At 64.1% G+C, this 25,676-nt stretch carries 21 protein-coding genes; 8 read left to right on the top strand and 13 right to left on the bottom strand.

Translation table 11 applies throughout. The features are described from left to right. Positions 1-4: 4 nt before the first annotated feature. From sufC to AC0L2O_RS08835, 3 genes are all read right to left on the bottom strand, one after another. A complete protein-coding gene (gene sufC / locus AC0L2O_RS08845; protein ID WP_369723983.1) occupies positions 5-760 on the bottom strand; it encodes a Fe-S cluster assembly ATPase SufC in 756 nt (251 codons plus the stop codon). Positions 761-892: 132 nt separating this feature from the next. Next, entirely contained in the window at positions 893-2,389 is a 1,497-nt protein-coding gene (gene sufB / locus AC0L2O_RS08840) for a Fe-S cluster assembly protein SufB (protein ID WP_473369451.1), read from the bottom strand. A 94-nt stretch (positions 2,390-2,483) separates the two neighbouring features. Beyond that, positions 2,484-3,641 carry a cysteine desulfurase family protein gene (locus AC0L2O_RS08835; protein WP_473369450.1) on the bottom strand — a complete coding sequence of 386 codons (1,158 nt, stop codon included), beginning with the start codon at positions 3,639-3,641 and terminating at the stop codon, positions 2,484-2,486. A gap of 356 nt (positions 3,642-3,997) precedes the next feature. Between AC0L2O_RS08835 and AC0L2O_RS08830 the strand changes: the two genes are divergently transcribed. Next, positions 3,998-4,645 (top strand): alpha/beta hydrolase, encoded by a 648-nt coding sequence (locus tag AC0L2O_RS08830; RefSeq protein ID WP_369723985.1) that lies wholly within the window; start codon positions 3,998-4,000, stop codon positions 4,643-4,645. A gap of 9 nt (positions 4,646-4,654) precedes the next feature. After that, positions 4,655-5,167 (top strand): DUF1697 domain-containing protein, encoded by a 513-nt coding sequence (locus tag AC0L2O_RS08825; protein WP_473369449.1) that lies wholly within the window; start codon positions 4,655-4,657, stop codon positions 5,165-5,167. Here the strand turns inward: AC0L2O_RS08825 and AC0L2O_RS08820 are convergent. The 3 genes from AC0L2O_RS08820 to AC0L2O_RS08810 all read right to left on the bottom strand — a co-directional run bounded on the left by AC0L2O_RS08820 (position 5,164) and on the right by AC0L2O_RS08810 (position 7,366). Beyond that, positions 5,164-5,487 (bottom strand): DMT family transporter, encoded by a 324-nt coding sequence (locus AC0L2O_RS08820; RefSeq protein WP_369723988.1) that lies wholly within the window; start codon positions 5,485-5,487, stop codon positions 5,164-5,166. The genes AC0L2O_RS08825 and AC0L2O_RS08820 overlap by 4 nt on opposite strands. A gap of 3 nt (positions 5,488-5,490) precedes the next feature. Then, positions 5,491-6,168 (bottom strand): glutathione S-transferase family protein, encoded by a 678-nt coding sequence (locus AC0L2O_RS08815; protein WP_473369448.1) that lies wholly within the window; start codon positions 6,166-6,168, stop codon positions 5,491-5,493. A gap of 94 nt (positions 6,169-6,262) precedes the next feature. Continuing rightward, positions 6,263-7,366: an anhydro-N-acetylmuramic acid kinase gene (locus tag AC0L2O_RS08810; RefSeq protein ID WP_473369447.1), complete on the bottom strand. Its 1,104-nt coding sequence runs from the start codon at positions 7,364-7,366 to the stop codon at positions 6,263-6,265. Positions 7,367-7,529: 163 nt separating this feature from the next. Here AC0L2O_RS08810 and tyrS point away from each other — a divergent pair, with 163 nt between their 5' ends. From tyrS to AC0L2O_RS08795, 3 genes are all read left to right on the top strand, one after another. Further along, complete coding sequence (tyrS, locus tag AC0L2O_RS08805; RefSeq protein ID WP_369723993.1) at positions 7,530-8,783, top strand: tyrosine--tRNA ligase; 1,254 nt, start codon at positions 7,530-7,532, stop codon at positions 8,781-8,783. A 55-nt stretch (positions 8,784-8,838) separates the two neighbouring features. Beyond that, on the top strand, positions 8,839-10,086 hold the full coding sequence (locus AC0L2O_RS08800; protein ID WP_473369446.1) for an MFS transporter: 1,248 nt from the start codon (positions 8,839-8,841) through the stop codon (positions 10,084-10,086). A 219-nt stretch (positions 10,087-10,305) separates the two neighbouring features. Continuing rightward, the gene (locus tag AC0L2O_RS08795) at positions 10,306-10,743 is read left to right on the top strand and encodes a DoxX family protein (RefSeq protein ID WP_409188965.1); all 438 of its coding nucleotides are present in this window, start codon (positions 10,306-10,308) and stop codon (positions 10,741-10,743) included. Between the two features lie 188 nt (positions 10,744-10,931). Here the strand turns inward: AC0L2O_RS08795 and AC0L2O_RS08790 are convergent, their stop codons facing one another. Continuing rightward, a complete protein-coding gene (locus AC0L2O_RS08790; RefSeq protein WP_473369521.1) occupies positions 10,932-14,726 on the bottom strand; it encodes a YhdP family protein in 3,795 nt (1,264 codons plus the stop codon). Positions 14,727-14,930: 204 nt separating this feature from the next. Between AC0L2O_RS08790 and AC0L2O_RS08785 the strand changes: the two genes are divergently transcribed. Then, entirely contained in the window at positions 14,931-15,632 is a 702-nt protein-coding gene (locus AC0L2O_RS08785; protein WP_473369445.1) for a peroxiredoxin, read from the top strand. Positions 15,633-15,743: 111 nt separating this feature from the next. Further along, a complete protein-coding gene (locus AC0L2O_RS08780) occupies positions 15,744-17,105 on the top strand; it encodes a M23 family metallopeptidase (RefSeq protein ID WP_473369444.1) in 1,362 nt (453 codons plus the stop codon). Between the two features lie 85 nt (positions 17,106-17,190). On the opposite strand, the gene AC0L2O_RS08775 is transcribed toward AC0L2O_RS08780, so the two are convergent. Both AC0L2O_RS08775 and AC0L2O_RS08770 read right to left on the bottom strand, forming a co-directional pair. Then, entirely contained in the window at positions 17,191-18,426 is a 1,236-nt protein-coding gene (locus AC0L2O_RS08775) for an ABC transporter substrate-binding protein (protein WP_473369443.1), read from the bottom strand. Between the two features lie 20 nt (positions 18,427-18,446). Further along, complete coding sequence (locus tag AC0L2O_RS08770) at positions 18,447-18,641, bottom strand: hypothetical protein (protein ID WP_409188969.1); 195 nt, start codon at positions 18,639-18,641, stop codon at positions 18,447-18,449. Between the two features lie 62 nt (positions 18,642-18,703). Here AC0L2O_RS08770 and AC0L2O_RS08765 point away from each other — a divergent pair, with 62 nt between their 5' ends. After that, positions 18,704-19,108: a hypothetical protein gene (locus AC0L2O_RS08765; protein ID WP_409188970.1), complete on the top strand. Its 405-nt coding sequence runs from the start codon at positions 18,704-18,706 to the stop codon at positions 19,106-19,108. A gap of 64 nt (positions 19,109-19,172) precedes the next feature. On the opposite strand, the gene AC0L2O_RS08760 is transcribed toward AC0L2O_RS08765, so the two are convergent. From AC0L2O_RS08760 to AC0L2O_RS08745, 4 genes are all read right to left on the bottom strand, one after another. After that, the gene (locus AC0L2O_RS08760) at positions 19,173-20,054 is read right to left on the bottom strand and encodes an NAD(P)-dependent oxidoreductase (RefSeq protein ID WP_473369442.1); all 882 of its coding nucleotides are present in this window, start codon (positions 20,052-20,054) and stop codon (positions 19,173-19,175) included. Between the two features lie 2 nt (positions 20,055-20,056). Continuing rightward, a protein-coding gene (gene prfB / locus AC0L2O_RS08755) for a peptide chain release factor 2 (protein WP_473369441.1) occupies positions 20,057-21,188 on the bottom strand; the annotation gives its coding sequence in 2 pieces (ribosomal slippage) (positions 20,057-21,118 and positions 21,120-21,188; 1,131 coding nt in all). 107 nt (positions 21,189-21,295) lie between these two features. Next, positions 21,296-23,800, bottom strand: a complete 2,505-nt coding sequence (locus tag AC0L2O_RS08750; RefSeq protein WP_473369440.1) for a penicillin-binding protein 1A — start codon at positions 23,798-23,800, stop codon at positions 21,296-21,298. Between the two features lie 246 nt (positions 23,801-24,046). Beyond that, complete coding sequence (locus AC0L2O_RS08745; RefSeq protein ID WP_473369439.1) at positions 24,047-25,348, bottom strand: N-acetylmuramoyl-L-alanine amidase; 1,302 nt, start codon at positions 25,346-25,348, stop codon at positions 24,047-24,049. Between the last annotated feature and the right edge of the window lie 328 nt (positions 25,349-25,676).

The raw sequence follows: 25,676 nt of genomic DNA, 5'->3' as shown, positions 1-25,676 counted from the left end.
TTCCTTACGCGGCGTCCTCGAACTGGGCGTAGCCGGATGCTTCCAGCTCCAGCGCCAGTTCCTTGCCGCCGCTCTTTACGACCCGGCCCTTCGACATCACGTGCACGACGTCGGGCACGATGTAGTTGAGCAGCCGCTGATAATGGGTGATGACGACCATCGCGCGCTTGGGCGAACGCAGCGCGTTGACGCCGTCGGCGGCAATGCGCAGCGCGTCGATGTCGAGGCCGGAATCCATCTCGTCGAGGATGCAGAGGCTCGGCTCGAACAACGCCATCTGAAGCACCTCGTTGCGCTTCTTCTCGCCCCCGGAGAAGCCGACATTGACGCCGCGCTTGAGCATGTCCTGCGGAATGTTCAATGACTTCGAGACCTCGCGGACTTTCTTCAGGAAGTCCGGCGTCGAATATTCGCTCTCGCCGCGCGCCTTGCGCTGCGCATTCAGCGCCGTGCGCAGAAAGGTCATGGTGGCGACGCCGGGGATCTCCACCGGATACTGGAACGCCAGGAACACGCCCTTGGCCGCGCGCATGTCCGGCGACATCTCAAGCAGATCCTCGCCCCTGAACAGGATCTGCCCGCCGGTGACTTCATAGCCGGGCTTGCCGGCGATCACGTGGGACAGCGTCGATTTGCCGGAGCCGTTCGGCCCCATGATCGCGTGCACCTGGCCCTCGTTCACGGTCAACGTCAGCCCGTGGAGGATCTCACGCTCCTCGACACGAACCTGCAGGTCTTTCACTTCAAGCAAAGCAGCCATTATCTTGTTTCCATCTATCCCCTCATCCTGAGGAGCGCCGTAGGCGCGTCTCGAAGGATTGAGGCCAACAATCTTCCGGTATCCATCCTTCGAGACGGCCGCTTATGCGGCCTCCTCAGGATGAGGCCGGAGCTAGCCGACCGATCCTTCCAGCGAGATCGAGATCAGCTTCTGCGCTTCCACCGCGAACTCCATCGGGAGCTGCTGGAGCACGTCCTTGACGAAGCCGTTGACGACGAGGCCGACGGCTTCTTCCTGGGAGAGCCCGCGCTGCACGCAGTAGAACAGCACGTCCTCGGAGATTTTCGAGGTCGTCGCCTCGTGCTCGAACGTCGCCGACGAGTTCTTGGCTTCGATATACGGCACGGTGTGCGCGCCGCATTTGTCGCCGATCAGCAGCGAATCGCAGGCGGTGAAATTGCGCGCGCCGGTCGCCTTGCGGTGCGCGGTGACAAGCCCGCGATAGGTGTTCTGCGACTTGCCGGCGGCAATGCCCTTGGAGATGATCCGGCTCGTCGTGTTCTTGCCGAGATGGATCATCTTGGTGCCAGAGTCGACCTGCTGATAGCCGTTCGAGATCGCGATCGAATAGAACTCGCCGCGCGAATTATCGCCGCGCAGGATGCAGCTCGGATATTTCCAGGTGATCGCAGACCCCGTTTCGACCTGGGTCCAGGAGATCTTGGAATTGTCGCCGCGGCAGTCGCCACGCTTGGTGACGAAATTGTAGATGCCGCCCTTGCCTTCCGAATTGCCGGGATACCAGTTCTGCACCGTCGAATATTTGATCTCGGCGTCGTCATGCGCGACGAGCTCGACCACAGCGGCATGCAGCTGGTTCTCGTCGCGCTGCGGCGCGGTGCAGCCTTCGAGGTACGAGACGTAGGAGCCCTTGTCGGCGATGATCAGCGTGCGCTCGAACTGGCCGGTGTTGCGCTCGTTGATGCGGAAGTATGTCGACAGTTCCATCGGGCAGCGCACACCCGGCGGCACGTAGACGAACGAGCCGTCGGAGAACACCGCCGAGTTCAGCGTCGCGTAGAAATTGTCCGAGGTCGGCACCACAGAGCCGAGATATTTCTGCACGAGCTCGGGATGCTCGCGGATGGCTTCCGAGATCGGCATGAAGATCACGCCGGCCTTCTTCAGCTCCGCCTTGAAGGTGGTCGCAACCGAGACCGAATCGAAGACGGCATCGACCGCGATCTTGCGCCGGGCCGGATCCTGATCACCGGGCTTGGGCTCGACGCCCTCGAGCATCGCGACTTCGCGCAGGGGAATCCCGAGCTTCTCGTAGGTCTTGAGGATCTCCGGATCGATCTCGTCGAGCGAGGTGATGGTCTTCTTCGGCTTCGGCGCCGAATAATAATAGAGGTCCTGGAAGTCGATCCTGGGATAGTCGACGCGGGCCCAGGTCGGTTCCGTCATGGTCAGCCAGCGCCGATAGGCCTCTAGCCGCCACTGCAGCATCCAGGCGGGTTCGTTCTTCTTCTCGGAGATGAACTTGACGGTCTCTTCCGACAGCCCCCTGGGGGCCTTGTCGGACTCGATCAGGGTCTCAAACCCATAACGGTACTGGTCGACGTCGATGCGCTTGACGCGCTCGACCGTCTCTTGGACGGCTGGCATTCTATCCTCCGCTCGCGGTTTCAAGGACCGCGGTGGATCAAACTCGGACGAGTATTACGATGTTTGCGTGCCGAAAGCACGTGCTTAGAACCGTTCAAGCCGTGTTTCGTCGCTCTCCCTTAAGTAGGGTATTCCCGAGCTTCCGCCAAGCCTCTAACGCCGTATTGATGTCCTCGGGTCCCGTGGACCAGCCCAGACTGAGGCGCACCGCTCCCTGGGCGGTGGCCGGATCGAAGCCCATCGCCGAAAGCACGTGGGACGGCTGGACCTTCCCCGACGAACAGGCCGAGCCGGACGATACAGCGATGCCCTCGAGGTCGAAGCCAATCACGGCCGTTTCAGCCTTCAGTCCGGGGGCGGTGAATAGGACGGTATTTGGCAACCGCGTCACATCATCCGCGAAAACCCTTGCCCCGGCTATCGCCCGAATGCCGTTTTCCAAGCGATCCCTGAGGCTTGCCATGCGCTCCGCATCCTCCGGGAGAGCCTCAAGCGCGGCCTTCACCGCCGCCCCGAAGCCGGCGATGCCCGCGACATTCTCGGTTCCCGCCCGCCGGCCGAGCTCCTGGCCGCCGCCGCGCAGCACCGGTTCCAATCCGGCCAGCCCTTCGGCGACAACCAGCGCACCGATGCCCTTGGGACCGCCGATCTTGTGTGCAGAAAAGGTCGCAAGATCTGCGCCCAGAACGTTCATATTAAAAGCAATCTTGCCGAGCGCCTGAATTGCGTCGACGTGCATCAGGCCGCCGGATTCATGAACGATGCGGGCGGCCTCGGCGACCGGCTGGAGCGCTCCCGTTTCGTTGTTGGCTGCCATGATCGACACCAGCGCCGGGGGGCCGTCGGCGAGCAGCGCCTTCAGATGATCGAGATCGACCACGCCGGAGCGCGTGACCCGGATCTGGCTGATCGAAGCGGCTGGGAATCGGCCCCCGGCCAGCACGGAGGCATGCTCGACCGCCGAGATCAGGAGCCTCTGCACCGGACCGGCCGAAGCACTCCGCAGCCCGGCCGACAGCGCCAGCGCGTTGGCCTCGGTCCCGCTGGAGGTGAAGACGACGTTTCGCGGCACCGCGCCCACCGCCTTGGCGAGCGCCGCGCGGGCGTCCTCGACCAGCCGTCGCGCCTCCCGCCCCTCGGCATGGACCGAGGACGGATTGCCGATCAGCTCCCAGGCGGCCACCATCGCAGCCCGTGCCTCGGGCCGCAGCGGCGTGGTCGCATTCCAGTCGAGATAGACGCGGTCGGGCATGAAAGTAATATATTACCTGTCCTGGTGGTATCGGCCCCTGCGGCCCCGATCCCCGACATGGGCCAGCACCGGGCGCTTGGCAACCGCGATTCAGATCCGCGCTTGATCAGCGCCTGGCCATGACGCGGCTGTGACAGGCTAACACGTTGAGCCGATTGCGGGATGTTCAAGATGCTTGCTTTTTGACCCATGCCTCATGTTAGAACGCGCGCGTCAGTTCACCGCGCGCCGCTCGCGCATCATCCGAGGGCGCCGCTCCACCCTTCCATTCGCGGTCTGGTCGGCAGAGCAGTCCGATGCAGTCCGCGCAATCGGTTGGTTGTTGAGGACCGTCTTCAAGGGATCAGAGATCATCCATGCCTGAAGTTATTTTCACCGGCCCCGCTGGCCGCCTCGAGGGCCGCTATCACCCGGCCAAGCAGAAGAACGCGCCGATCGCGATGATTCTGCATCCGCATCCGCAGTTCCACGGCACGATGAACCATCAGATCGTGTACCAGTGCTACTACGCGTTCGCGCATCGTGGTTTCTCGGTGCTGCGCTTCAATTTCCGCGGCGTCGGCCGCAGCCAGGGCTCGTTCGATCACGGCACCGGCGAACTGTCCGACGCGGCAGCGGCGCTCGACTGGGCCCAGACCATCAATCCGGAGGCGCGCGCCTGCTGGGTGACCGGCTTCTCCTTCGGCGCCTGGATCGGCATGCAGCTTCTGATGCGCCGCCCGGAGGTCGAGGGTTTCATTTCGATTGCGCCGCCAGCTAACCTCTACGACTTCTCGTTCCTCGCACCGTGCCCGTCCTCGGGGCTCATCGTGCACGGCGAGAAGGACGCGGTGGTGCCGCCGAAGGACGTCAACACGCTGGTCGAGAAGCTGAAGACGCAGAAGGGCATCGTGATCGACCAGCAGGTCATCCCCGGCGCCAACCATTTCTTCGACAGCAAGCTCGAGCCGCTGATGGAAACCATCACCGCGTACCTCGACATGCGGCTCGCCAACGTGCGCTGAGGCTCGTCCGTGGCCGCGTTCATCGCCTTGCTCCGTGCCGTCAATGTCGGCGGCACCGGCAAGCTGCCGATGAGCGAACTGAAGGCGATGTGCGAGGAGCTCGGCTTCACCGCCGTGCGCACCTACATCGCCAGCGGCAACGTCGTCTTCGCCAGCCGCAAGTCGGAATCGGCAATCAAAAGCGCACTCGAAAAGCGCCTGCACGCCTATGCCGGCGCGCCGGTCGGCGTGCTCGTGCGCAGCGCCGCCGAGATGGCGCAGGTCCTGGCCGACAATCCCTTTCCCAAGGCCGCACCCAACCGCACCGTCGCGATCTTCCTCGACAAGGCGCCGCCGGCGGATGCGCTCGCCGGAATCCGCGGCCAGAACAAGGAGGAGGTCCGCCTCGGCCGCCGCGAGATCTACGTGCATTACGGCGACGGCATGGGCACGTCGAAGCTGGTCATCCCCGCCGCCAAGACCGGCACGGCCCGCAACATGAACACAATCGCGACGCTCGCGAAGATGGCCGCAGAGATCTAGGCGAGCTTCAGCGCGGCGATACCTCCCAGCACCAAAACGATCCCGGCGATTTTCATCGCGCTCAGCGTCTCGCCGAACAGCATGACGCCCATTGCGAAGGTGCCGGCGGCACCGATGCCGGTCCACACCGAATAGGCGACGCCGACTTCAAGCACCTTCAGCGCCCGCCCGAGCAGCAACACGAAGGCGGCGAGCAGCAGCAGAGAAATGATGCTCCAGCCGATGCGCGTGTAGCCTTCGGCATATTTCATCGAGATTGCCCAGCCCACATCGAGTGCGCCGGCGATCACCAGCATCAGCCAGGCCACGGATGGCGACATGGCTCAGGCTGCGAGCTTTAGGAGGTGCGCGTCGTGGCGCGCCAGGAACGCGCGCAGCAATTGCGGATAGTCCGCGCCCACAGCTGTTTGAACGCTCGGCCGCTTCGCCAGTTCTGTTCGCCAAGCTCGCACCTTCGGCACATCGCTGAAGATGCCGAGCTCGGTCACCTCGTCGAAGACGTCGAAATAGCGGAAGACGGGTGCGAACACGGCATCGACCAGGCTGAACCTATTGCCGCCGAAAAACGGCCCAGCGCCAAGTGCAGCCTCGACACGCGCAAATTTCGCCGATAGCGCCAGGCGCTTGCTGTCGAACGTCGCCGGATCCGTCGTGGTCTCCAGCCCCCAGAGGTCGCCGAGGATCGCGGAGCCGAATTCCATCCAGGCGCGATGTTCGGCGCGGGCCAGCGGATCGGCCGGATGCAGCTTCGCACCTGCTTGCGTCTCCTCGATGTATTCGCAGATCACGTTGCTCTCGAACAGCGCGACCTCGCCCTTCTCCGTCGTCACCACCAGCACCGGTACCTTGCCGAGGGGTGACAGTTTCAGGAACCAGTCGGGCTTGTTGGCGAGATCGATGTCGATCCGCTCGAACGGGACGCCCTTCTCGTTGAGCGCGATCACGGCGCGCTGCACATACGGGCAAAGCTTGTGGCTGATCAGTTTGAGCGAAGTGGTCATGACGACAATCCCGGCGGTTGGATGCACTCGCTCCAACATAGATGCACTTGCATTGATCCGTCAAGATCCATGCATTTGCATTGACCGGCGAAACTCACGGCCGCGCGATCACTCCGCCCGTCATCGGCATCGGCACGCCCGTGGTAGCGGGATACGACAGCGGCAGGCCCTTGAGGCCGCGTGCGGCGAGGAATCCGAACGCCTGCGCCTCGATGGCGTCGGAGGCCCAGCCGAGCGTCTCTGCGGCTTCGACGGTGGCGGAGCCCACCCGGTCCCGCAGCATGCGCAGCATGGTGAGGTTACGCGCGCCGCCGCCGCAAACGATCCAGCTTCGCGGCCGCCGCGGCAGCAGAGGAATGATGCGGGCGATCGCGGCCGCGGTGAAGGCGGTGAGCGTCGCAGCGCCGTCGGCCGGCGCGACATCGCCAAGCCTGAGCGCGGCAAAGTCGTTGCGGTCGAGCGATTTCGGCGGCGGCGCTGCGAAGAACGGCAGCTCCAGCGCGCGCGCGATCCAGGCCTCGTCGGCCTTGCCGAGCGCGGCGAACTTGCCTTCCGTATCGAAGGCTTGGTTCATGCTGCGGTACATGAAATCGTCGAGCAGCGCGTTGCCGGGTCCGGTGTCGCACGCGATCAGCGTATCGTTGCCGTCGATATAGGTGATGTTGGAGACGCCGCCGATATTGACCACGGCGATCGGTCCTTCGCGCTCGAGCGATTGCGCCAGCGCCCGGTGGTAGACCGGGACCAACGGCGCGCCCTGCCCGCCGGCCTCGACGTCGGCAGCGCGGAAATCGTGCATCACGGGGATATGGATGGCTTTCGCCAGCGCCCGCGCATCGCCGATCTGCACCGTCAGCCGCCTTTCCGGGCGGTGCAGCACGGTCTGGCCGTGGAAGCCGACAATGTCGATCTCCTCCGGCTTCATCCGGTTCTGGGCGACGAAGGCGGCGACCGCCTCGGCATGCGCCAGTGTCACCGCGCGTTCCGCCTCGGCCAAAAATCCCGGCCGGGCATCGCGTTGCAACAGGTGAACGGCCTCGGACAGCGCCTGGCGCAGCAGATTCCGCTCGGCCGGGCTATAGGGTCTGTAGCCGGACGGCCCGAACGCCTTCACCTGCTTTCCGTCGGTTTCGATCAGCGCGACGTCCACCCCGTCCAGCGAGGTGCCGCTCATCAAGCCGAGTGCCGTCAACATCATGGATCAGCGTCCTCAACAGACCCGCTCCGGCATGCCGATCTTGTGCCAGAGGGACACATCTTATAACCACAGCGCCAAGTGGCGGGCGGCAATCGAGTTCCCACGGAAGACCCTTAAATTGCGCCCAAAACAGTAAACCAAGAATTGTCAGGCCCGCCGACAGATGACTGCATTTAAATCGGATTTCCTCAACACGCTGCAAGAACGTGGATTCATCCACCAGTGCTCCGATTTCGAGGGGCTGGATGCGCTCGCCGCCAAGGGCGAGGCCATCGCCTATGTCGGCTACGACTGCACCGCTCCGTCGCTGCATATCGGCAACTACCTGACCATGATGATGCTGCACTGGCTGCAGCAATCCGGCAACAAGCCGATCACGCTGATGGGCGGCGGCACCACCATGGTCGGCGATCCCTCCGGCAAGGACGAGACGCGCGCGATCCGCACGGTCGCCGAGATCGAGGCCAACAAGGCCTCGATCCGCGGCGTGTTCGCAAAGGTGCTGCGCTATGGCGACGGCAAGAGCGACGCCATCATGCTCGACAATGCCGAGTGGCTGACCAGGCTCAACTACATCGAGATGCTGCGCGACGTCGGCCGGCACTTCTCGGTCAACCGCATGCTGACCATGGACTCCGTACGGCTGCGCCTCGAGCGCGAGCAGGAGATGAGCTTCATCGAGTTCAACTACATGGTCTGCCAGGCCTATGACTTCGTCGAGCTCGCCAAGCGCACCGACTGCCAGCTCCAGATGGGCGGCTCGGACCAGTGGGGCAACATCATCATGGGCGTCGATCTCGGCCGCCGCATGGGCACCCATCAACTGTACGCGCTGACGACGCCGCTGCTGACGACCGCGTCGGGCGCCAAGATGGGCAAGACCGCACAAGGCGCGGTCTGGCTCAATGCAGACCAGTTCTCGCCGTACGATTTCTGGCAGTACTGGCGCAACACCGAGGACGCCGACGTCGGCAAATTCCTGAAGCTGTTCACGACGCTGCCGATGAGCGAGATCAGGAAGCTCGAGGGGCTCGCGGGCTCGGAGATCAACGAGGCCAAGAAGGTGCTCGCCACCGAAGCGACCGCGCTGCTGCACGGCCGCGACGCCGCCAACGAGGCTGCCGAGACCGCACGCCGCACCTTCGAGGAAGGGGCATTGGCCGAGACCCTGCCCACGGTCGAAATTCCGCGCGGCGAGCTGGACGCCGGCGTCGGGGTGCTGAATGCCTTCGTCAAGGCGGGCCTGGTCGCCTCCAACGGCGAGGCGCGGCGCCAGATCAAGGGCGGCGGCCTGCGGGTCAACGACGAGTCCGTCACCGACGAGAAGATGACGCTGACGCCGGCCAGTCTCACGCCGGAAGGCGTGATCAAGCTGTCGTTCGGCAAGAAGAAGCACGTCCTCCTCAAGCCTGCATAGGCGTATGAGCTTTTGATGCTTGTCAGGGCGCACCGAAGCGCGCTCCCTGCGGGCAATGGATCAGAATACGCCGAGGGAAAACGGGGCTGCGAAGCAGCACAGCGCGGTGCGCACCGCGCTCGTCGTGCTCGCGCTGTGTTTCACGCTCGCTGTGCTCGGGAGGGGCTTGAGCGAAAGCTTCACCGTCTTCCTGAAACCGATCGCGGAAAATTTCGGTTGGGATCGCGCGCAGGTCGTCTCGATCTATTCGCTGACCTGGCTCGTCAGCGGCCTGACCGCACCGCTGGTCGGCCGCCTGTTCGATCATTCCGGACCGCGCATCGTCTATGCGCTTGGCCTGTTGCTGCTCGGCTCCGCGTTCCTGATTGCCGCGCACGCGCATTCGCTCTGGCAATTCCAGCTTTCGATCGGATTGTGCGTCGGCATTGGCGTTGCCTTCATCGGCAACGTGCCGAACTCGATCCTGCTCGGCCGCTGGTTCGGGCCGCGGCTGCCGACGGCGATGGCAGTGGTCTATTCGGCGATGGGCGGCGGCGTGCTGGCGCTGCTGCCGGCCTCGCAGCTTCTGATCGATCATCTCGGATGGCGCGAGACCTACCAGCTGTTCGGCTTTAGTGCATTGGGGCTGCTGGTGCCGCTGATGCTGCTGCCGTGGCGGCTGTTCGCGTCAGGCTCGCCGCATGTCAGCAAGAAGACCGATCCCGATTTCGTCGATCACGGCTGGACGCTTGCTGCGGCGATGCGCCACCACGCCTTCTGGGCGCTGTTCTCGACGTTCTTCTTCACCGCCGTCGGCATGTATGCGATCGCAGCCCAGATCGTGGCTTATCTGATCGATGCAGGCTTCCCGCCGCTCCAGGCCGCGACCGCCTGGGGCTTCTCGGGCGTGGTGCTGGTGTTCGGCATGCTCGGCGTCTCTGCGCTCGACGGCCTGATCGGGCGCCGGCCATCGGTGCTCCTGAGCTACGCGATCTCGATCCTCGGCATCGCGCTGCTCTGGCTGTTGCAGCATTCGCCGAACCTCATCCTGCTCACCGGCTTTGTGGTCTGCTTCGGCAGCATGATGGGCTCGCGCGGACCGCTGATCACGGCAACCGCCATGAAGATTTTCCGCGGCAAACGGGTCGGCACCATCTACGGAACGATCTCGATCGGCAGCGGACTGGGCTCGGCCTTCGGCTCCTGGAGCGGCGGCCTGATCCATGACGCCACCCATGGCTACAACGCGCTGCTCGTCTTCGCACTTGCGAGCGTGGTGCTCGGGATGATCCCGTTCCTGGTCGTGCCCGCCTTGCGGCGTTAGGTGTCATGGAAGTAACCTGAGCGCATTCGTGTTACCGGAAAATTACGGTCACGCAGCGCGGGACACGTGCAAAAAATGCCGTTCGGCAGGGCTCAAATCCCAACCTGGGGTGTTTTGTCCGATATGACGAAAATGTCAGCTTGAATTCATGCCGGGGCCGCTTGCGAGGTGGAAGCGAATGCGGTCCAAGTCGGAACATCGAATAGAGGGCGCAAACCAATGAACTTTCCCTTTCTCTCTCGCTACGAACCGGTTCTCCTGAGCCTGTTTCGCTTCATCACCGGATTGCTGCTGTTCCAGTACGGCGTCGCAAAACTGTTCAAGTTCCCGGCGCTGCCCTATTTCGCCGACATCCCGCCGCTGATCTACGCGGCCGGCACGATCGAACTGGTGCTGGGAGCGGCCCTGATGCTCGGCCTGTTCACCCGGCTCTCGGCGTTCATCCTGTCGGGCGAAATGGCGTTCGCTTACTTCATGGGCCACATGCTCAAGACAGGCACGCCGGTGCTGCTGCCGCTGCTCAACGGCGGCACCGCCGCGATCCTGTTCTGCTTTGCCTGCCTCTATCTCTCGGCGGCCGGTGGCGGCGCGGTCAGCGTCGATGCGCTGATCGGCAAGGAGAGCGATGCGACAGGCGGCGCTTTCGCGCGGCGTTGACGCGCTCGTAATCGACACGCAAGCAAGACGGCACCGGCAGATTGTCGGCGCCGTCTCAACGTGCCCCGAGCAAGTTCCATATGACGGCCAGTGCAGCGACAAGCAGCACGAACATGATGATGCGGTGAACGACTCGGTTCATTGCCGGTCCCGTCAGGCTGGGTAGCCCCAAAAGTCTCAGCTTAGCCCTATCGCCGCGCGAGACTGCAACCGCTCGATAGCGGTCGTGCCGATCCCGTCGGGCTGTCGCCCGACTGCGCCGACGGCAGCTCGTCAAACGGCGTATTCTGCTTGCCGGTGTTGAACTCGAATATCTTGCGGAACAGGCCCGGCGCCATCGCCGAGATCGGGTTGACGCGCATCACCGGCGCGGCCGGCGTGCCGACGACCTCGTAGGTGACGCCAATCAATCCTTCATTGTTGCCACCGCCGAGGAAGATGCCGAACAGCGGGATCTGGCCAAAAATATTGTTGACGCCGTACATGGGCACGAAGGTGCCGCTCATGCACACCTGGTTGCCGGGATAGTCGATCGAGCCCTCGATGGTGCCGCCGATCATCGGTCCTTTCACCACACCGTTGCGGACCGTGAGTGCGCCGTTTTGCCGGGTGAACTCGGCACGCAACGCCGAGAAGGCGACGCCGCTCTGCGCGCCGTTGGGGCTGCCAGCTGCGACTCGATCGAGCTGATCCATTCCTTTGACGGTGAAGTCGCGCACATTGATCAGGCCTTCCCTGGCCGTAGGCTCCGACGTCGGCGGCTCCATCGCCACCACGATCTGGCCGCCGAAGACCTTGTTGGTGGTGTCGGTGAAGCGCAGCAATGCGCCGGCGTCGTCGGTCTGGAGGTAGATCACTTCGCGGCTGCCCTGCGCGCGCCCGCCGCGCAGATCGGCTGCCACCGGCGTGTTCTGACCGATCCTGCCGCTCAGCGAGAAAGCCTTGATGGCGCCGCTGCGTTTCGACATCTTGGCATCGACGCTGCGCATCGCCTCGCCGTTGAAGCCCGCGACCGCACCGAGCTTCACGTCGATGTCGAAATCGACATTCTTCAGCTTGCTCTTGGAATCATCCTTGGAATTGCCCGAGATCGCCGATTTCAGGAAGCCGCGGCCGTCGAACACGTCGCCGCGCATCGTGCCCCTCACCACGCCGTCCTGGCCGCGCTCCACCTTCAGCGACGTCTTGTCGCCATCGGACGGCGAGTAGGTCGGGAAGTTCGCGTTCATGAGGTCGCCGTTCGGATCGACTTCGATCGAGCCCTTGATCGAAGCGCCACCGCCTTCGATGACGATGTCCTCAAGCCGCGTCGATTGTGCCGTCGGCACCACCTTGAAGCTCGCCTTGCTCGATTTGCCCGGCAGCTTGACCCAGCCGGGAAGGATGTTGTCGAGCTTGACCGAGGTCAGGTCGGCCTCGATCCCGAGCTTGGTGGTCTGGTCGGGACCACCGGCGATCTTGCCTGACAGCTTGATCGGCACCGACCCGCTGACCGCCGGGCTGAGGTCGAAGCCCAGGCGTGCGCGACCGGCATCATCCAGCGTCGCCTGGAGTTTGACGTCCGCATCGCCATCGGTCAGCTTGCGATAGTCGAGCGAGGCCGCCTGCCCGTTGATCTTGACATCGCCCTTGACCTGATAGCCCTGGTTGTTGGCGACGATCTTGAGATTGTTGGCCTCCAGCTTCTGGTTCATCACCAGCTTGTCGGCAGCAAATCCGTTGAGGTCGGCGGTGACGGCGTAGACGGTATCGGCCCTGGTCAGCTCGCCCTTGACCGGCAGGCCGAGCTGAATGTTCGCCGTGAACGTTCCCTTGCTGGTGTTGGGATCGACGACAGTCGACGACAGATCGCTCAGCCGATCGTTGGAGAGCATTTCGGCCGCCGCCGGCACCGGACCGTCGACGCGGAATCTGGTGCGCGACGGCGACGGTTTCGGCGCCATGTCCGGCACCTCGAAGACGAAATCGGAGATCGTGACCTTGCGGCCGGTGGGCGTATCGGCAATGCCCTGCCCGATATTCACGGTCGCCGTGCGCCCGGTCACGTGCGCCTTCAGATCGGCATCATGCACCACCGGCATGCCATCGACGGGACGGACCGCAACGCCATTCGCCACGATGTTGACCGAGAGGCCGTCGTCGGGAATGGGTGGTCCCCTGCGCGGAAGATTCTTCACCGGCGAGTTGATGCCGACCTCGATGCGCTGGAGGGAGCCGCGCTCGATCCGCTCGATCACCCATTGGCGCAATTCGGGCACGATCAGCGTCGGCCACATCCGCTTCAGCGCGGAGGCCGACATCGGCGTACCCGCAAAGCCGAGCGTCAGACGCGGCTCGCCCGAATAGTCGATCGCACCGGTGCCGGCGACGCCGATCTCGCCGTTCGAGATATCGGCCTGCGTCAGCAGCATGCGCTTGTGGTCGGTGTCGAAGCGGAAGCCGATCGCGATGCGGTTGAAGACCAGCGGCGGCTCGTTGTCGATGCCGCCGAGCAGGATCGAGCCCCCGCTGAAGCCGAGCTGCCAGTCGTTGCTGCTGCCGTTCGGCGGCTCGAGATGCGCCAGCAGCGTCAGGCGGTTGGCACCGGACAAGATCTTGAACGGCGCGACCAGCACCCGCCGTCCCGCATCCCATTCCACATCGATCTCGGCCGAGTCGATCGCCATTGGATAGTCGGGCGTGTCGGTGTCGATAATATTGCCGGCACCGATCGTGACCTTGCCGCGAAAGAAAGTCGGCACGCCGTCGCGGCCGAGCTCGCCCTTGAGCTCGCCGGTCAGAGGCAGGTCGGCGGTATAGGTCAGATCCTTCACCCGCAGCGCCAGCAGGATGTTGGAGGTCGAGAGCTTGTCGGCACGGATGTCGATCGAGCGCACGCCGTTCTCGCTCGGCCCGATCGTGGCGCGCAGCGACCACGGCCGCGCGCCTTCCTCGCCAAGGCTGAGGGCGACGCCGCCATGGCTCGGCCGCCGCAGGCTGAGCGTGATGTTCTCAAACGTCCATTTGCTGCCGCGCTGCTGGTCGTCGACGATCAGATTGCCGTTCTTGAGACCGATCTCGTTGAGGTTCTGGCCGTCGAGGCCGGTCAGGCTCAGGCTGTCGAGCCAGTCGAGCCCCTGAAGAATTCCGCTTTGTGCGGTCTGAGCCGCGGCCTGGGACGGGTCCGGGCTTGCGGGCGCCATCCCGAAAGGTGGCGGCGGGACGCCGTTGCGCGGGAATGTCGGTGGCAGGCCCGCTTCCCTCTTGGATGCGACACCGGTTGCGAGCGGTTTCGCCGTATCGCCGGCGGACACCGTGACGGTCCCGTCGGGTGCGATCCGGATCGCAAGCTCGGCATCGACGAGATTGAGGCTCTCTGCGCGCAGGTGCCCCGTCAGGAGTCCAGCCCCCGATAGCCTGACCTCGGCCTTGGGCGCGCTGGCCACGATGGCATGGTCGTGATCGCGAACGATGATGTCGCGGATGCGCACGGCGATACGGATCCGCCCCGCCCGCTCGATCTGGGTGCCGCCGACCTCGACGGTGTTGCCGTGGCCGATATTGTCCTCGATGGCCGCGGCGAGCCAGGGCGTCGCCATGTCGAGATTGATGGGACCGGCGCCAAGCCGCCACCACAGCGCGCCGAAACAGCCGGCGAAGATGACGATCAGTGCGCCCAGGACAACGGCAAGCCGGCGAAGCCAGCGTCCGCTCGGCACCACCCGCCGAAACGACGAGAACCGATCACCCACGCGGAAGCGCGAACCGGAACGCGACAGCAGGCGGCGCGCGCGATGACCCGCCTCCTCCTCCTGATCCGGATCCCAGTCGGCCTCGTCCCATTCCGGTGGCTCCTGTCCGCCACCGCGCCGATCGAAATCCCGAGTGTGATCCTGGGGCGACGTATTCCTTGCCATTGCCTCTCGATACAGGCGCCCGTCGTGGGATCGAGCGCCGCCGGGACTGCAGCCATCGACAGGGATTGAAGCTCCCCGCCCCGGCATTGCCGCCATACCTCGGATGTTCCTGCTGTTCGTCATTTCGCCCCGGGAGCGCGTTCAACGAGCAGTGGGGTGGTGCGTGGAATTTCTTGTAACCATACTCCGGCGTCGTCAAACTTGCCCAGCCGAGGGCACCCAACCGGCATGCCGGACGAGAGCTGCAATACCGCTTTGGTTGACCCGCCGAAAGCGACGAAAGGAAGGCGTATGTCCAAGAAATCCCGAAAGAAATCGTCCAAAACGCCCTCCGGCAGTCCGATCGCTAAAAAGAAGGCCCCGAAAACCCGGGCCTCGACTCAGACGCGCCCGGCCAAAACACAGCGGGCATCGGCAGGCAAATCAACCAAGACAAACGCCAAGACAAACACCAAGCCAGCATCGCACAAGGCCGCATCCAAACAGTTAAAATCTTCTGAAAAGGCGTCTCAGCCTGGTGCCCCCGCGCCAGCCTTGGTGGAGGGGCAAAAGGCACCGGGTTTCCGCCTGCCCCGCGACGGCGGCAGCGTGGTGACGCTGGCCGATTATGCCGGCCGGAAGCTCGTGCTGTTCTTCTACCCCCGCGCCGACACGCCCGGCTGCACCCGCGAGGCCGTCGACTTCACCCGGCTTAAGGGCGCCTTTGCAGGAGCAGGCACGGCCGTGCTCGGCATTTCCGCCGATCCGTTAAAGGCCCAGGAGAAGTTCCGCGACAAGCACAGCCTTGGCATTCCCCTGATCTCGGACGAGACCCACGAGATGCTGGAGGCGTATGGCGCTTGGGGCGAAAAATCCATGTACGGCAAGCGCTTCCTCGGGATTCTTCGCACCACGGTCCTGATCGGGGCCGACGGCAAAGTGGCCAGGATCTGGCGCAATGTCCGTATCGACGGCCATGCCGACGAGGTGCTGGCAGCAACAAGGAGTCTTTAACCAGCTCGTTAGATTCGAGAGGTCCCGTTTCCGGAAAATTAACCATGACCGGCCCAGATTGCGGCGGCAATTAAGCCGTCAGGAACCGTTCCGACCGGCGCGGGAGTGCCGATGTCGAAAAGTTCTGCCCAATATTCGCAGTACCCCCAGCATCACGCTTACGACCACGGACGGTCCTTCCATCGCCGTCTTGCCACAGCGGCAACAGCAGCGATCCCCCTTCCCGACACCGACGACGCCTACACCATCGTGCATCACGGCAAGCAGGTTCGCCTGGGGCCCGTGGTGTTCTGGATCGTGGTCGGCACGATCGTGCTGCTCGGCCTGTGGTCGGCGGCCACCGCTACCTATTTCGCCTTCCGCGACGACGTCCTGACCCGGCTGATCGCCCGCCAGGCCGAGATGCAATACGCCTATGAAGACCGCATCGCCGAGCTGCGCGCCAAGGTCGACCGCACCACCAGCCGCCAGTTGCTCGACCAGGAGCAGTTCGACCAGAAGCTCGACCAGATCATGAAGCGCCAGACGGCGCTGGAGTCCCGGGCCACGGCGCTCGGCGCCATGCCCGACGTAACCGGATCGATTCCCCGCGCGACCCCGCAGCGCGGCGAGACGAACCAGACGACGCAGGGCACGCCGAAGCCGTCGCCGATCAGCGACACCGTGATCTTTGTCGCCCCGCCCGATCGCGAAGCGCGGCTCGAATCGCGGGCTCCGACCGTGATGGCCCCGCCGGTCAATCAATTCGCCAAGAACCAGGGCTTCGACAATGTCCTGGTCCGGCTTACGACGTCGCTTGACCAGGTCGAGCGCCGCCAGATCGCGGCGCTCAGCGCCGTTGAGGAAGGCATGGATTCGCGCATGCGGCGGATGCGCGGCGTGGTCAGCGATCTCGGCCTGAACATCGCTAATCTCGAAGCGGCCGTGCCGCGGTCCGCCATGGGCGGTCCGTTCGTGCCGGTGAAGCTTGCCGCCAACGCCGGGCCGTTCGAGAAGCAGCTCTACCGCATTAATCTCACCCGCGCCGAGATGGACCGGCTCAACCGGACCCTGGCGCTCGTGCCCTATCGCAAGCCTGTCGTCGGCGAAGTCGAGTTCACCTCGGGGTTCGGCGTGCGCAGTGATCCCTTCCTCGGCCGGCCCGCGATGCATACCGGCCTCGATTTTCGTGCCGCGACCGGCGATCCCGTACGCGTCACCGCCAACGGCAAGGTGGTCTCCGCCGGCTGGTCAGGCGGCTATGGCCGCATGGTCGAGGTCGACCACGGCAATGGCCTTGCGACCCGTTACGGCCATCTCTCCGAGATCAATGTGAAGGTCGGCGAGATCGTCAAGATCGGCCAGGTGGTCGGTCTCGTCGGCTCGACCGGACGTTCGACCGGCCCGCATCTGCATTACGAAACCCGCATCGACGGCGAAGCGGTCGATCCGCAGAGGTTCTTGCGCGCCGGCGTGCGGCTCAGCGCAGGCTAGGCCTGCGCACCACGTTGTTTCGGCGGACTTGCTGGCATGGCGCTGAAGCGCCAAAGCCGAAGAAAGGGCCGGCAGCCAGCCCTGACTACTGGCCGCGCTCGTGGCCGACTTCGCCGGTGATGACGTCGCCGAACAGCTCCCAGGCCTGCCCGTTGAAGCGCATCAGCTGCATCTGCTCGATCGGGAAGTAATCGTCCGGCGAGGTGTTGACCATGATGCCGGGCAGCATCAAATCGGTGTGGAAGTCTTTCAGGTTCGCGGCCTGCTTCATGACGTTGTCGCGCGTGAGAGTGTCGCCGCACTGCTTCAACACCTGCGCCATCGCCTCGGCCTGCACGTAGCCGTAGACGTTATTGGCATTGGTCTTGTCGCCGTCGGGATAATATCTGTCCATGAATTCGCGCCATTTCACCACGGCCGGATCCTTGTCCCACGTCGGGTCGGTCGGGTCCTTCAGATAGACGGTCGAGATGATGTCCTTGGAAAAATCGAGCCCTGCGGGCTTGAGCACCGAGGCGACCGAGGTCGCGGTGTTGGCGAGGAAGAACTTCGGCTTCCAGCCGAGCTCGCCGACCTTGCGGATCGCCTGCGCCGAACCTTTCGGCGCCGCCCACGAGAAGAAGATGTCGGCACCGGAGTCATGCAAGGCGACGATCTGCGAATCGATCGAGGGATCGCTGACCTCGTAGGATTTGTCGGCGATGATCATGCTGGCCTTGTCGCCGAGCCCGTCCTTCAGGCCCTTGAACTGGTCCTTGCCGGCGTCGTCGTTCTGCCAAAACACCGCGATCTTGCCGTTCGGAAAATTGTCGCGGATGTACTTGGCGTAGATGCGCCCCTCGCTCTGGTAGTTGGGCTGGAAGCCCATGGTCCATGGGAAATTCTTGGGGTCGCCGAACTTGGTGCCGCCGGAGGCGACGAACAGCTGCGGCACCTTCTTGGCGTTCATGTATTTCATGATCGCCGAATTGGAGGGCGTGCCGAGCGCCTGGAAGATCAGCAGCACCTCATCGCTCTCGACCAGCTTGCGCGCCTGCTCGATCGCCTTCGGCGGCGAATAGGCGTCGTCATAGCTGATGAAGTTGATCTTGCGGCCGTTGATCCCGCCCTGGTCGTTGATCATCCTGAAGAAGGCGGCCTCGGTCTTGCCTATCACGCCATAGGACGACGCCGGCCCGCTATAGGGCATGATGTTGCCGATCTTGATTTCGGTGTCGGTCGCTCCGGGGTCGTATTTCTTCTGCGCCAGCGCCGGTGTGATGGCCACTGTAGCTGCAGCAAACATGGCGAGGGCAGCAAGGCTTTTGCGACGACCCGACATCGTTCTCTCCCCAGTGTTTTCTAGTCTTGTTTTGCGGGAGTGTCGCAAGGCGAGCGGCGGCTGGCAAGCCGCACGATTTTCCGCGGCGTGAAACGCAGGACCGGGACTTGCGGCATGCGCTGCAGCATCGTTACAGATTGTTCGTCCATGACGAGCAACGCGCTACCAATGAACATTGCAGGCACGGCATCGACCATGGGCGGGTGGCGCGACATCTCCTTTCCGCCGCAATCCTCGCGTGTTGTTCCATCGCCGGCACGGGATGGAGGACGACGCGATGAAATTACTTACAAGCGGCATCATAAGCGCAAGTCTGATGTTGGGGTGCTCTCTGCTGATCGCCCCAATGGCTCTCGCAGCGCCGCAGACATGCTCGGTCGAGAAGCTCCAGGGCCGCTATGTGTTTACTGGTCAGGGCACGAACTATCATTACGGCGCGTTTGACTTCGACGGGGCAGGAAAGTTTTCGGGCAAACAGACCTCACTGCGTCATGCGATCGTTCAACGTGAAGCTCTCAATGGTACGTACACGATTGATCAGGACTGCACGGGAACGATCACCCTCCAAGGTCAACCCGGTGGCACCGCACACTGGGACGTCTTCTTGACCGATGATGGGAAGAAGGGGCGCATGATCCGAACCGATTCCGGTGTGGCGGGCGTCCGCACCTTCGAGCAATAAAGCAGCTCAAATCAACGGCTCGTCCTGACGGTCGAGCCGCATCTGGGCTTGGGAGCGCCGGCGATCAGTCCGCGCCTTTCGGCCGCGACACCAGCTCGATCATCCTGCCCTCGTCGTCGTCCGGCATGGCAGCCTTCGCGCGCGCGTAGGCCTCCACCGCGGCGCGCGCGACCAGCGGTTTGTCGGCAAGCAGGCTCTCGGCGAGCTTCACGGCATAGGCGGCGTCCTTGTGCCGCAGCGCCGACGTAAACGTCGCGCCGGAAAAATCGCGGGCGACCATGCGCCTGGAATGACGCTGCACCTGCGGGCTCGCGGCGACGCCGGCCTGGATCGAGTCCAGCACGAGATTCATGTCGAGCCCGGCTTGCTCGGCGATCGCAAGCCCCTCGGCCAGGCCCGCGATCTGGATCGCGCCCATTAGGTTGTTGATGAGCTTGTAGACCGTACCGGATCCGACCGCGCCGAAATGGCGGATCATCGAGCCGATCGGTTCGAGGAACGGCCGCGCACGCTCGAGGTCGGCCGCGTCGGCGCCCACCAGCAGCGTCAGCATCCCGGCTGCCGCCGCATCCGGCAACCCCGTCACGGGGCAGTCGATGTAGATCAGCCCGCGTGCGTTCATCTCGCGGCCCATTTCGCGAGCGTGGTCATAGGAGACGGTCGAGCATTCGATCGCGATGGTGCCGGCCTTCGCCGACTTGGCTGCGCCATTGAGTCCCAGCCAGACCGCCCGGGAGGCCTCGTCGTCGGCAACCATGGTCACGACGGCGTCGGCATCGATGGCGGCATCTTCAGGCGAGGTCGCCCAATGCGCGCCGCGCGCGATCAGGTCCCCGGCCTTCGCGTTGCTGCGATTCCACAGCGCCACCGTGAAGCCCGCATCGAGATAGCGGCCGGCCATGCCGTGGCCCATCCGCCCAAGCCCGATAAAGGCGACGCGGGTCACGGCTAATCCACGTCCTCGATCTCGGAGGTCACGGTGCCGAACGCGCGCTGCGCCAGCGTCGCGGCCATGAAGTCGTCGAGCTCGCCGTTGAGCACGCCCGAGGTGTCCGAGGTCTGCACGCCCGTGCGCAGATCCTTCACCATCTGATAGGGCTGGAGTACGTAAGAGCGGATCTGGTGCCCCCAGCCGATATCGGTTTTGGCGGCCTGGTCGGCGGCGGCCTTCTCTTCGCGCCGCTTCAGCTCCATCTGGTAGAGCCGCGCGCGCAGCATGTCCCAGGCCTGCGCCCGGTTCTTGTGCTGGGAGCGGCCGGCCTGGCAGACCACCGCGACGCCGGTCGGAATATGCGTCAACCGCACCGCGGATTCGGTCTTGTTGACGTGCTGGCCGCCAGCGCCGCCGGAGCGCATGGTGTCGACGCGGACGTCGGATTCCTTGATGTCGATCTTGATGCTGTCGTCGATCACCGGAAACACCGCGACCGACGAGAACGAGGTGTGTCGCCGTGCGTTGGAATCGAACGGCGATATCCGCACCAGGCGGTGCACGCCGGCCTCGGTCTTCAGCCAGCCATAGGCGTTGTGACCGGAGACCTGGATGGTTGCGGACTTGATGCCGGCCTCTTCGCCGTCGGACTCTTCCATCACCTCGACCTTGAAGCCGCGGGTTTCCGCCCAGCGCGTATACATGCGCAGCAGCATCTGCGCCCAGTCCTGGCTTTCGGTGCCGCCGGCGCCGGCATGGACTTCGAGATAGGAATCAAAACTATCGGCCTCGCCCGACAGCAGCGCTTCGAGCTCGCGCCGGGCGACTTCCTTCTTCAAGGTTTTCAGCGCGGCTTCGGCTTCCGCGACCACGCCGTCATCGCCCTCGGCCTCGCCGAGCTCGATCATGCCGATGTCGTCTTCGAGCTCACGCTCGACCTTGCCAATGCCCGAGAGCGAATCCTCAAGCGAGGTGCGCTCCTGCATCAGCTTCTGGGCCTTCTGGGGATCGTTCCAGAGGTTGGGATATTCTGCGAGCTTGTTCAGCTCAGCGAGGCGCGCCGTCGATTTCTCGACGTCAAAGATGCCTCCTCAGCAGCCCGACTGACTGCTTGATCTCTTCTACCAACCGTTCGATTTCGGCGCGCATGTCGTTCTCTGGTCTCGCGGGGATGTCCGCGTCTGATTGCAACGCCGATGTAGCGGCGGCGGCTGCAAAGCGCAACCGCTGCCCTCGCCGGTCTCCGGCGTTATCCGCTAGTACAGCCCGCCGGTGCCGGGACGCATGAAGAAGCCGGAATCAGGCTGCTGCTGCGACGCCGGCGGGCCGCGCCCGTCGGCGTCGGCCACGCCGATGACCGAATAATTGTCCGGCGGCGCCGTACCCGGCTTGAAGGCTTCGAGGATGGTTCCACCGGTCTCGCCCGGACCTGCGCGCATGCCGGTCTTGGAGACGACGCGGATCAGCTTGATGCCGGCCGGGACCTTGAAAGGAACGGCGGGCTTGTCGGCGAGCGCAAGCTTGAGGAAATCGCGCGCGATGGGGGCTGCCAGATGACCGCCGGTGGCGGCGTTGCCTCTGCCGAGCGGCCGTGGTTTGTCGTAGCCCATGTAGATGGCGACCGCGACATCCGGCGAGAAGCCGACAAACCAGGCGTCCTTCGCCTCGTTGGTCGTGCCGGTCTTGCCGGCGATCGGCTTCCCGACTTCCCTCACGACGGTCGCGGTACCCGCCTGGACCACGCCTTCCATCAGTTCGGTGATCTGATAGGCAGTCATGGGGTCCAGCACCTGCTCGCGGCGGTCGATCAGCTGCGGCTCGGGCTGGTTCTTCCAGCCGCCCGGAGCGTCGCAGCCGCGGCATTCGCGCTGGTCGTGCTTGAAGATGGTGTGTCCGTAGCGATCCTGGATGCGGTCGATCAAGGTCGGCTTCACGCGGCGGCCACCATTGGCCAGCATCGAATAGGCCGTGACCATGCGCATCGCCGTGGTTTCGCCGGCACCGAGCGCATAGGAGAGATAATTCGGCAGCTCGTCATAGACGCCGAAGCGGCGCGCATATTCGCCGATCAGGGGCATGCCGATGTCCTGGGCGAGCCGCACCGTCACCGTGTTGAGCGATTGGCGCAGAGCGTTCCGCAGTGTCACCGGTCCCTGATACTTGTTCGTCGAGAAGTTTTCCGGCCGCCACACGCCGGCGCCCTGCCCCTGGTCGATTTCGATGGGAGCATCGAGCACGACGGTCGATGGCGTGTAGCCGTTGTCGAGCGCCGCAGAATAGACGATCGGCTTGAACGACGAACCGGGCTGCCGATAGGCTTGGGTGGCGCGGTTGAACTGGCTCTGGTCGAACGAGAAGCCGCCGACCATGGCGAGCACGCGCCCGGTCCAGGGATCCATCACCACCATTGCGCCCGAGACTTCGGGGATCTGGCGCAGCCGGTATTGGCCTTCGACCGGTTGCCCCTCCTTGCTGTAGAGCGGGTCGGCATAGATCACGTCGCCGGGCTGGAGCACCTGCGACACGGCAGACGCCGCGCGGCCCTTGGCGGCGCCCGTCGCCGCCTTCGCCCATTTGACGCCGTCGAGCGTGATGAGGCCGGTCTCGCGCTGCTTGCTGATGGCACCGCCAAGCTCGCGGGTCGGCTGGAAGCCGATCCGCGCCGACTGGTCGCTGGTCTCCAGCACCACCGCCATGCGCCATGGCGAGATGTCGGAGAGCGATTTGATCTCGGCGAGCTTCACGCCCCAATCGCCCGAAATATCGAGTTTGCTGATGGCGCCGCGATAGCCCTGCTGCTCGTCATAATTCACGAGGCCGGCGACCATGGTCTTGCGCGCCATGACCTGAATCTTCGGATCGAGCGTGGTGCGGACCGAGAGACCACCCTCGTAGAGCTTCTTCTCGCCATAGCGCTCGAAGATGTCGCGACGGACTTCCTCGGCGAAATATTCGCCGGCGAAGGTGTGGGCGCCGTTGGAACGGTTGGTGACGACGAGCGGCTCCTTGCGCGCCTTGTCAGCGTCAGCCTGCTTGATCCAGCCGTTCTCCTGGAGGCGATCGATCACGTAATTGCGGCGCTCGATGGCGCGGTCGCGGTTACGCACCGGATGCAAGGTCGCCGGCATCTTCGGCAACGCCGCGAGATACGCCGCTTCCGCAACCGTGAGCTCGTTCACCGACTTGTCGAAGTAGACGAGCGAAGCGGCGGCGATGCCGTAGGCGCCGAGGCCAAGATAGATTTCGTTGAGATAGAGCTCGAGGATCTTGTCCTTCGAATAGGTCTTCTCAATCCGCATCGCGAGCAAGGCTTCCTTGATCTTGCGGGCGAACGAGACCTCATTGGTCAGAAGGAAGTTCTTCGCGACCTGCTGGGTGATGGTGGAAGCACCCTGCGGACGGCGGTTGGAGCCGTAGTTCTGCAGATAGACCAGACCGGCGCGGGCCATGCCGGTGTAGTCGATACCGCCATGCTCGTAGAAATTCTTGTCCTCGGCGGCGAGGAACGCGTTGATCACGAGTTTCGGCACCGCCTGGATCGGCAGGTACAGTCGCCGCTCCTTGGCGTATTCACCGAGCAGCGAACCGTCGGTCGCGTGCACGCGGGTCATTACCGGCGGCTCGTAATCCTGAAGCTGAGAGTAATCCGGCAAGTCCTTGGAGAAATGCCAGATCAGGCCTGCCACGGCACCGACACCGACAAGGAACAGCACCGTTCCTGCGGCGAACAGGAAGCCCATGAACCGCACCAGCAAGCGCATTATCTGTTTATCCGTTCAAACCTGGATCAGCCCATAGGCGCCCGAAACGGCCGCCATCCTCACGTCGCGAATTCACCGGCGTACTCAATCACATCAAAGCCGGAGCGAAACACGCTTGCCGAGCGGGATTCTCGTCGATTCCGGAACCCGCTTCGCCGGTTTTATAAAGCGCCCGCTGTGGCCAAACTAGGGCTTAACAGCGGGACCCGACATTCCCCCCTTAATTGCCCCTCTTAACTGCCCTTCTCAATTGCCCGGGGCCGCCGTCGCCATCTGCTTGGCCAGGAACGCGTCGATCGCCTGGCCCATCGAGGCCACGGCACGCGACCGCCAGCCTTCGGAAACCAGGTGCTCGAGGTCGCCCTTGTTGGAGACATAGCCGATCTCGACCAGCACCGAGGGCACGTCAGGCGCTTTCAGCACCCGGAATCCGGCCGACTTCAGCGGGTGCTTGTGCATCCGCACCGTCGACTTCATTTCGCCCATCAAGAGGTGGGCGAAACGGTTTGAAAAGGTGCGGGTTTCCCGCTGCGTAAGGTCGATCAGGATGTCGGCGACGTCGGTCGGCTCCTCCGCGAGGTTGAAGCCGGCGATCGCGTCCGCGCGGTTTTCGGAGTCCGCCAGCCGCTCGGCCTCGGCGTCGGACGCCTTGTCCGACAGCGTGTAGATCGTGGCCCCCTGCGCATCCCCCTCCGCGCGCGGCAGTGCGTCGGCATGGATCGAGACGAACAGCGCGGCCTTGAGGTTGCGGGCGATCTTGGTGCGGTCATTGAGCGGAATGAAGGTGTCGTCGTCCCGCGTCATCACCACGCGGTATTTGCCGGTCTTTTCCAATCGGTCGCGCAGCGCCAGTCCAAAGGCCAGCACCAGGTTCTTTTCGCTCTCGCCGCCCGACTGCGTGCCGTTGTCGATGCCGCCATGGCCGGGATCGATCACGACGATGGGACGGCCGTCAGCCGGCGCGCCGGGTTTCTGCGCCGGCTCGGGCGCGCCCGCGGGGACCGTTGTCGGCGGCACGCCGGCGATCGTCGGCCGCAGTTCGGGGCGGTTGTCCGGGGCGGGCGATTGCAGGAAGGCGGCCCGATCGACCTCCTCGAATTCGAGCACCAGCCGGGCCGGCTGGCCATTGGCGGCCTCCAGCACGTAGGAATTGGCGATCCTGGCAGGTCCCGTCAGGTCGAACACGATTCGGGAGCCGCCAGGCATGACGAGCCCGTAGCGGAAGGCCTTGACCAGCCCCCGCCCCCCGACCCCGGTGCCCGGAGCCAGCTGAAAATTGACCTGGGGAACGTCCACCACCACCCGATACGGGTCGGCGAGCGTTGTGGCGCGGAAGCTGACGGTCTGGTCGAGGTCGAGAATGAAGCGGGTCTGCTTGCCGTCGCCAGCCAGCCGGGCGGCCGACGCGATCGGAAAATTCGCTACCGCAACAGAGGGTTGCGGCTGGCTTTCCGCTGCGCTCAGGCGCGAGGAATCGGCGTATGGCAGGGCTGCCGCACAAACAAGCGCACATCCCAGCAAAACCCGTTGATTGGTGCGGCTCGCCACCGATTCCGTGCCTCCGAGCAGCCTCTTTAACGCAATAGAACCACAGGGTTAATCCATCCTTAATGACACAGGCGCGAAACTCGCTGACTGTGACCGGCGTGCGACGCTCCCTTGCACCGGAGGCCTATTCCTCGTATGTACGAAGTGCTGACGGCCGATAATTTCCGGTTGTGTCGCATTCAGCCTCCCGGTGCAGCGCCGGAACTCTCAAGGTTTGGGAATTCCAGCGTTTTTCCGTTCTCCTCTAAGACCAGCGCGGTGCGCGGCAGCGAGGTGGAGCGGGGCAAGCCCCGGCGGCGAACGGTCCCTGGCTACCACTCGCGTATCC

The sequence above is a fragment of the Bradyrhizobium sp. Kon10 genome, from assembly GCF_055807395.1.
Note: the sequence above shows the minus strand (reverse complement) of the source record. Positions and strands in the feature narration are given on the sequence as shown.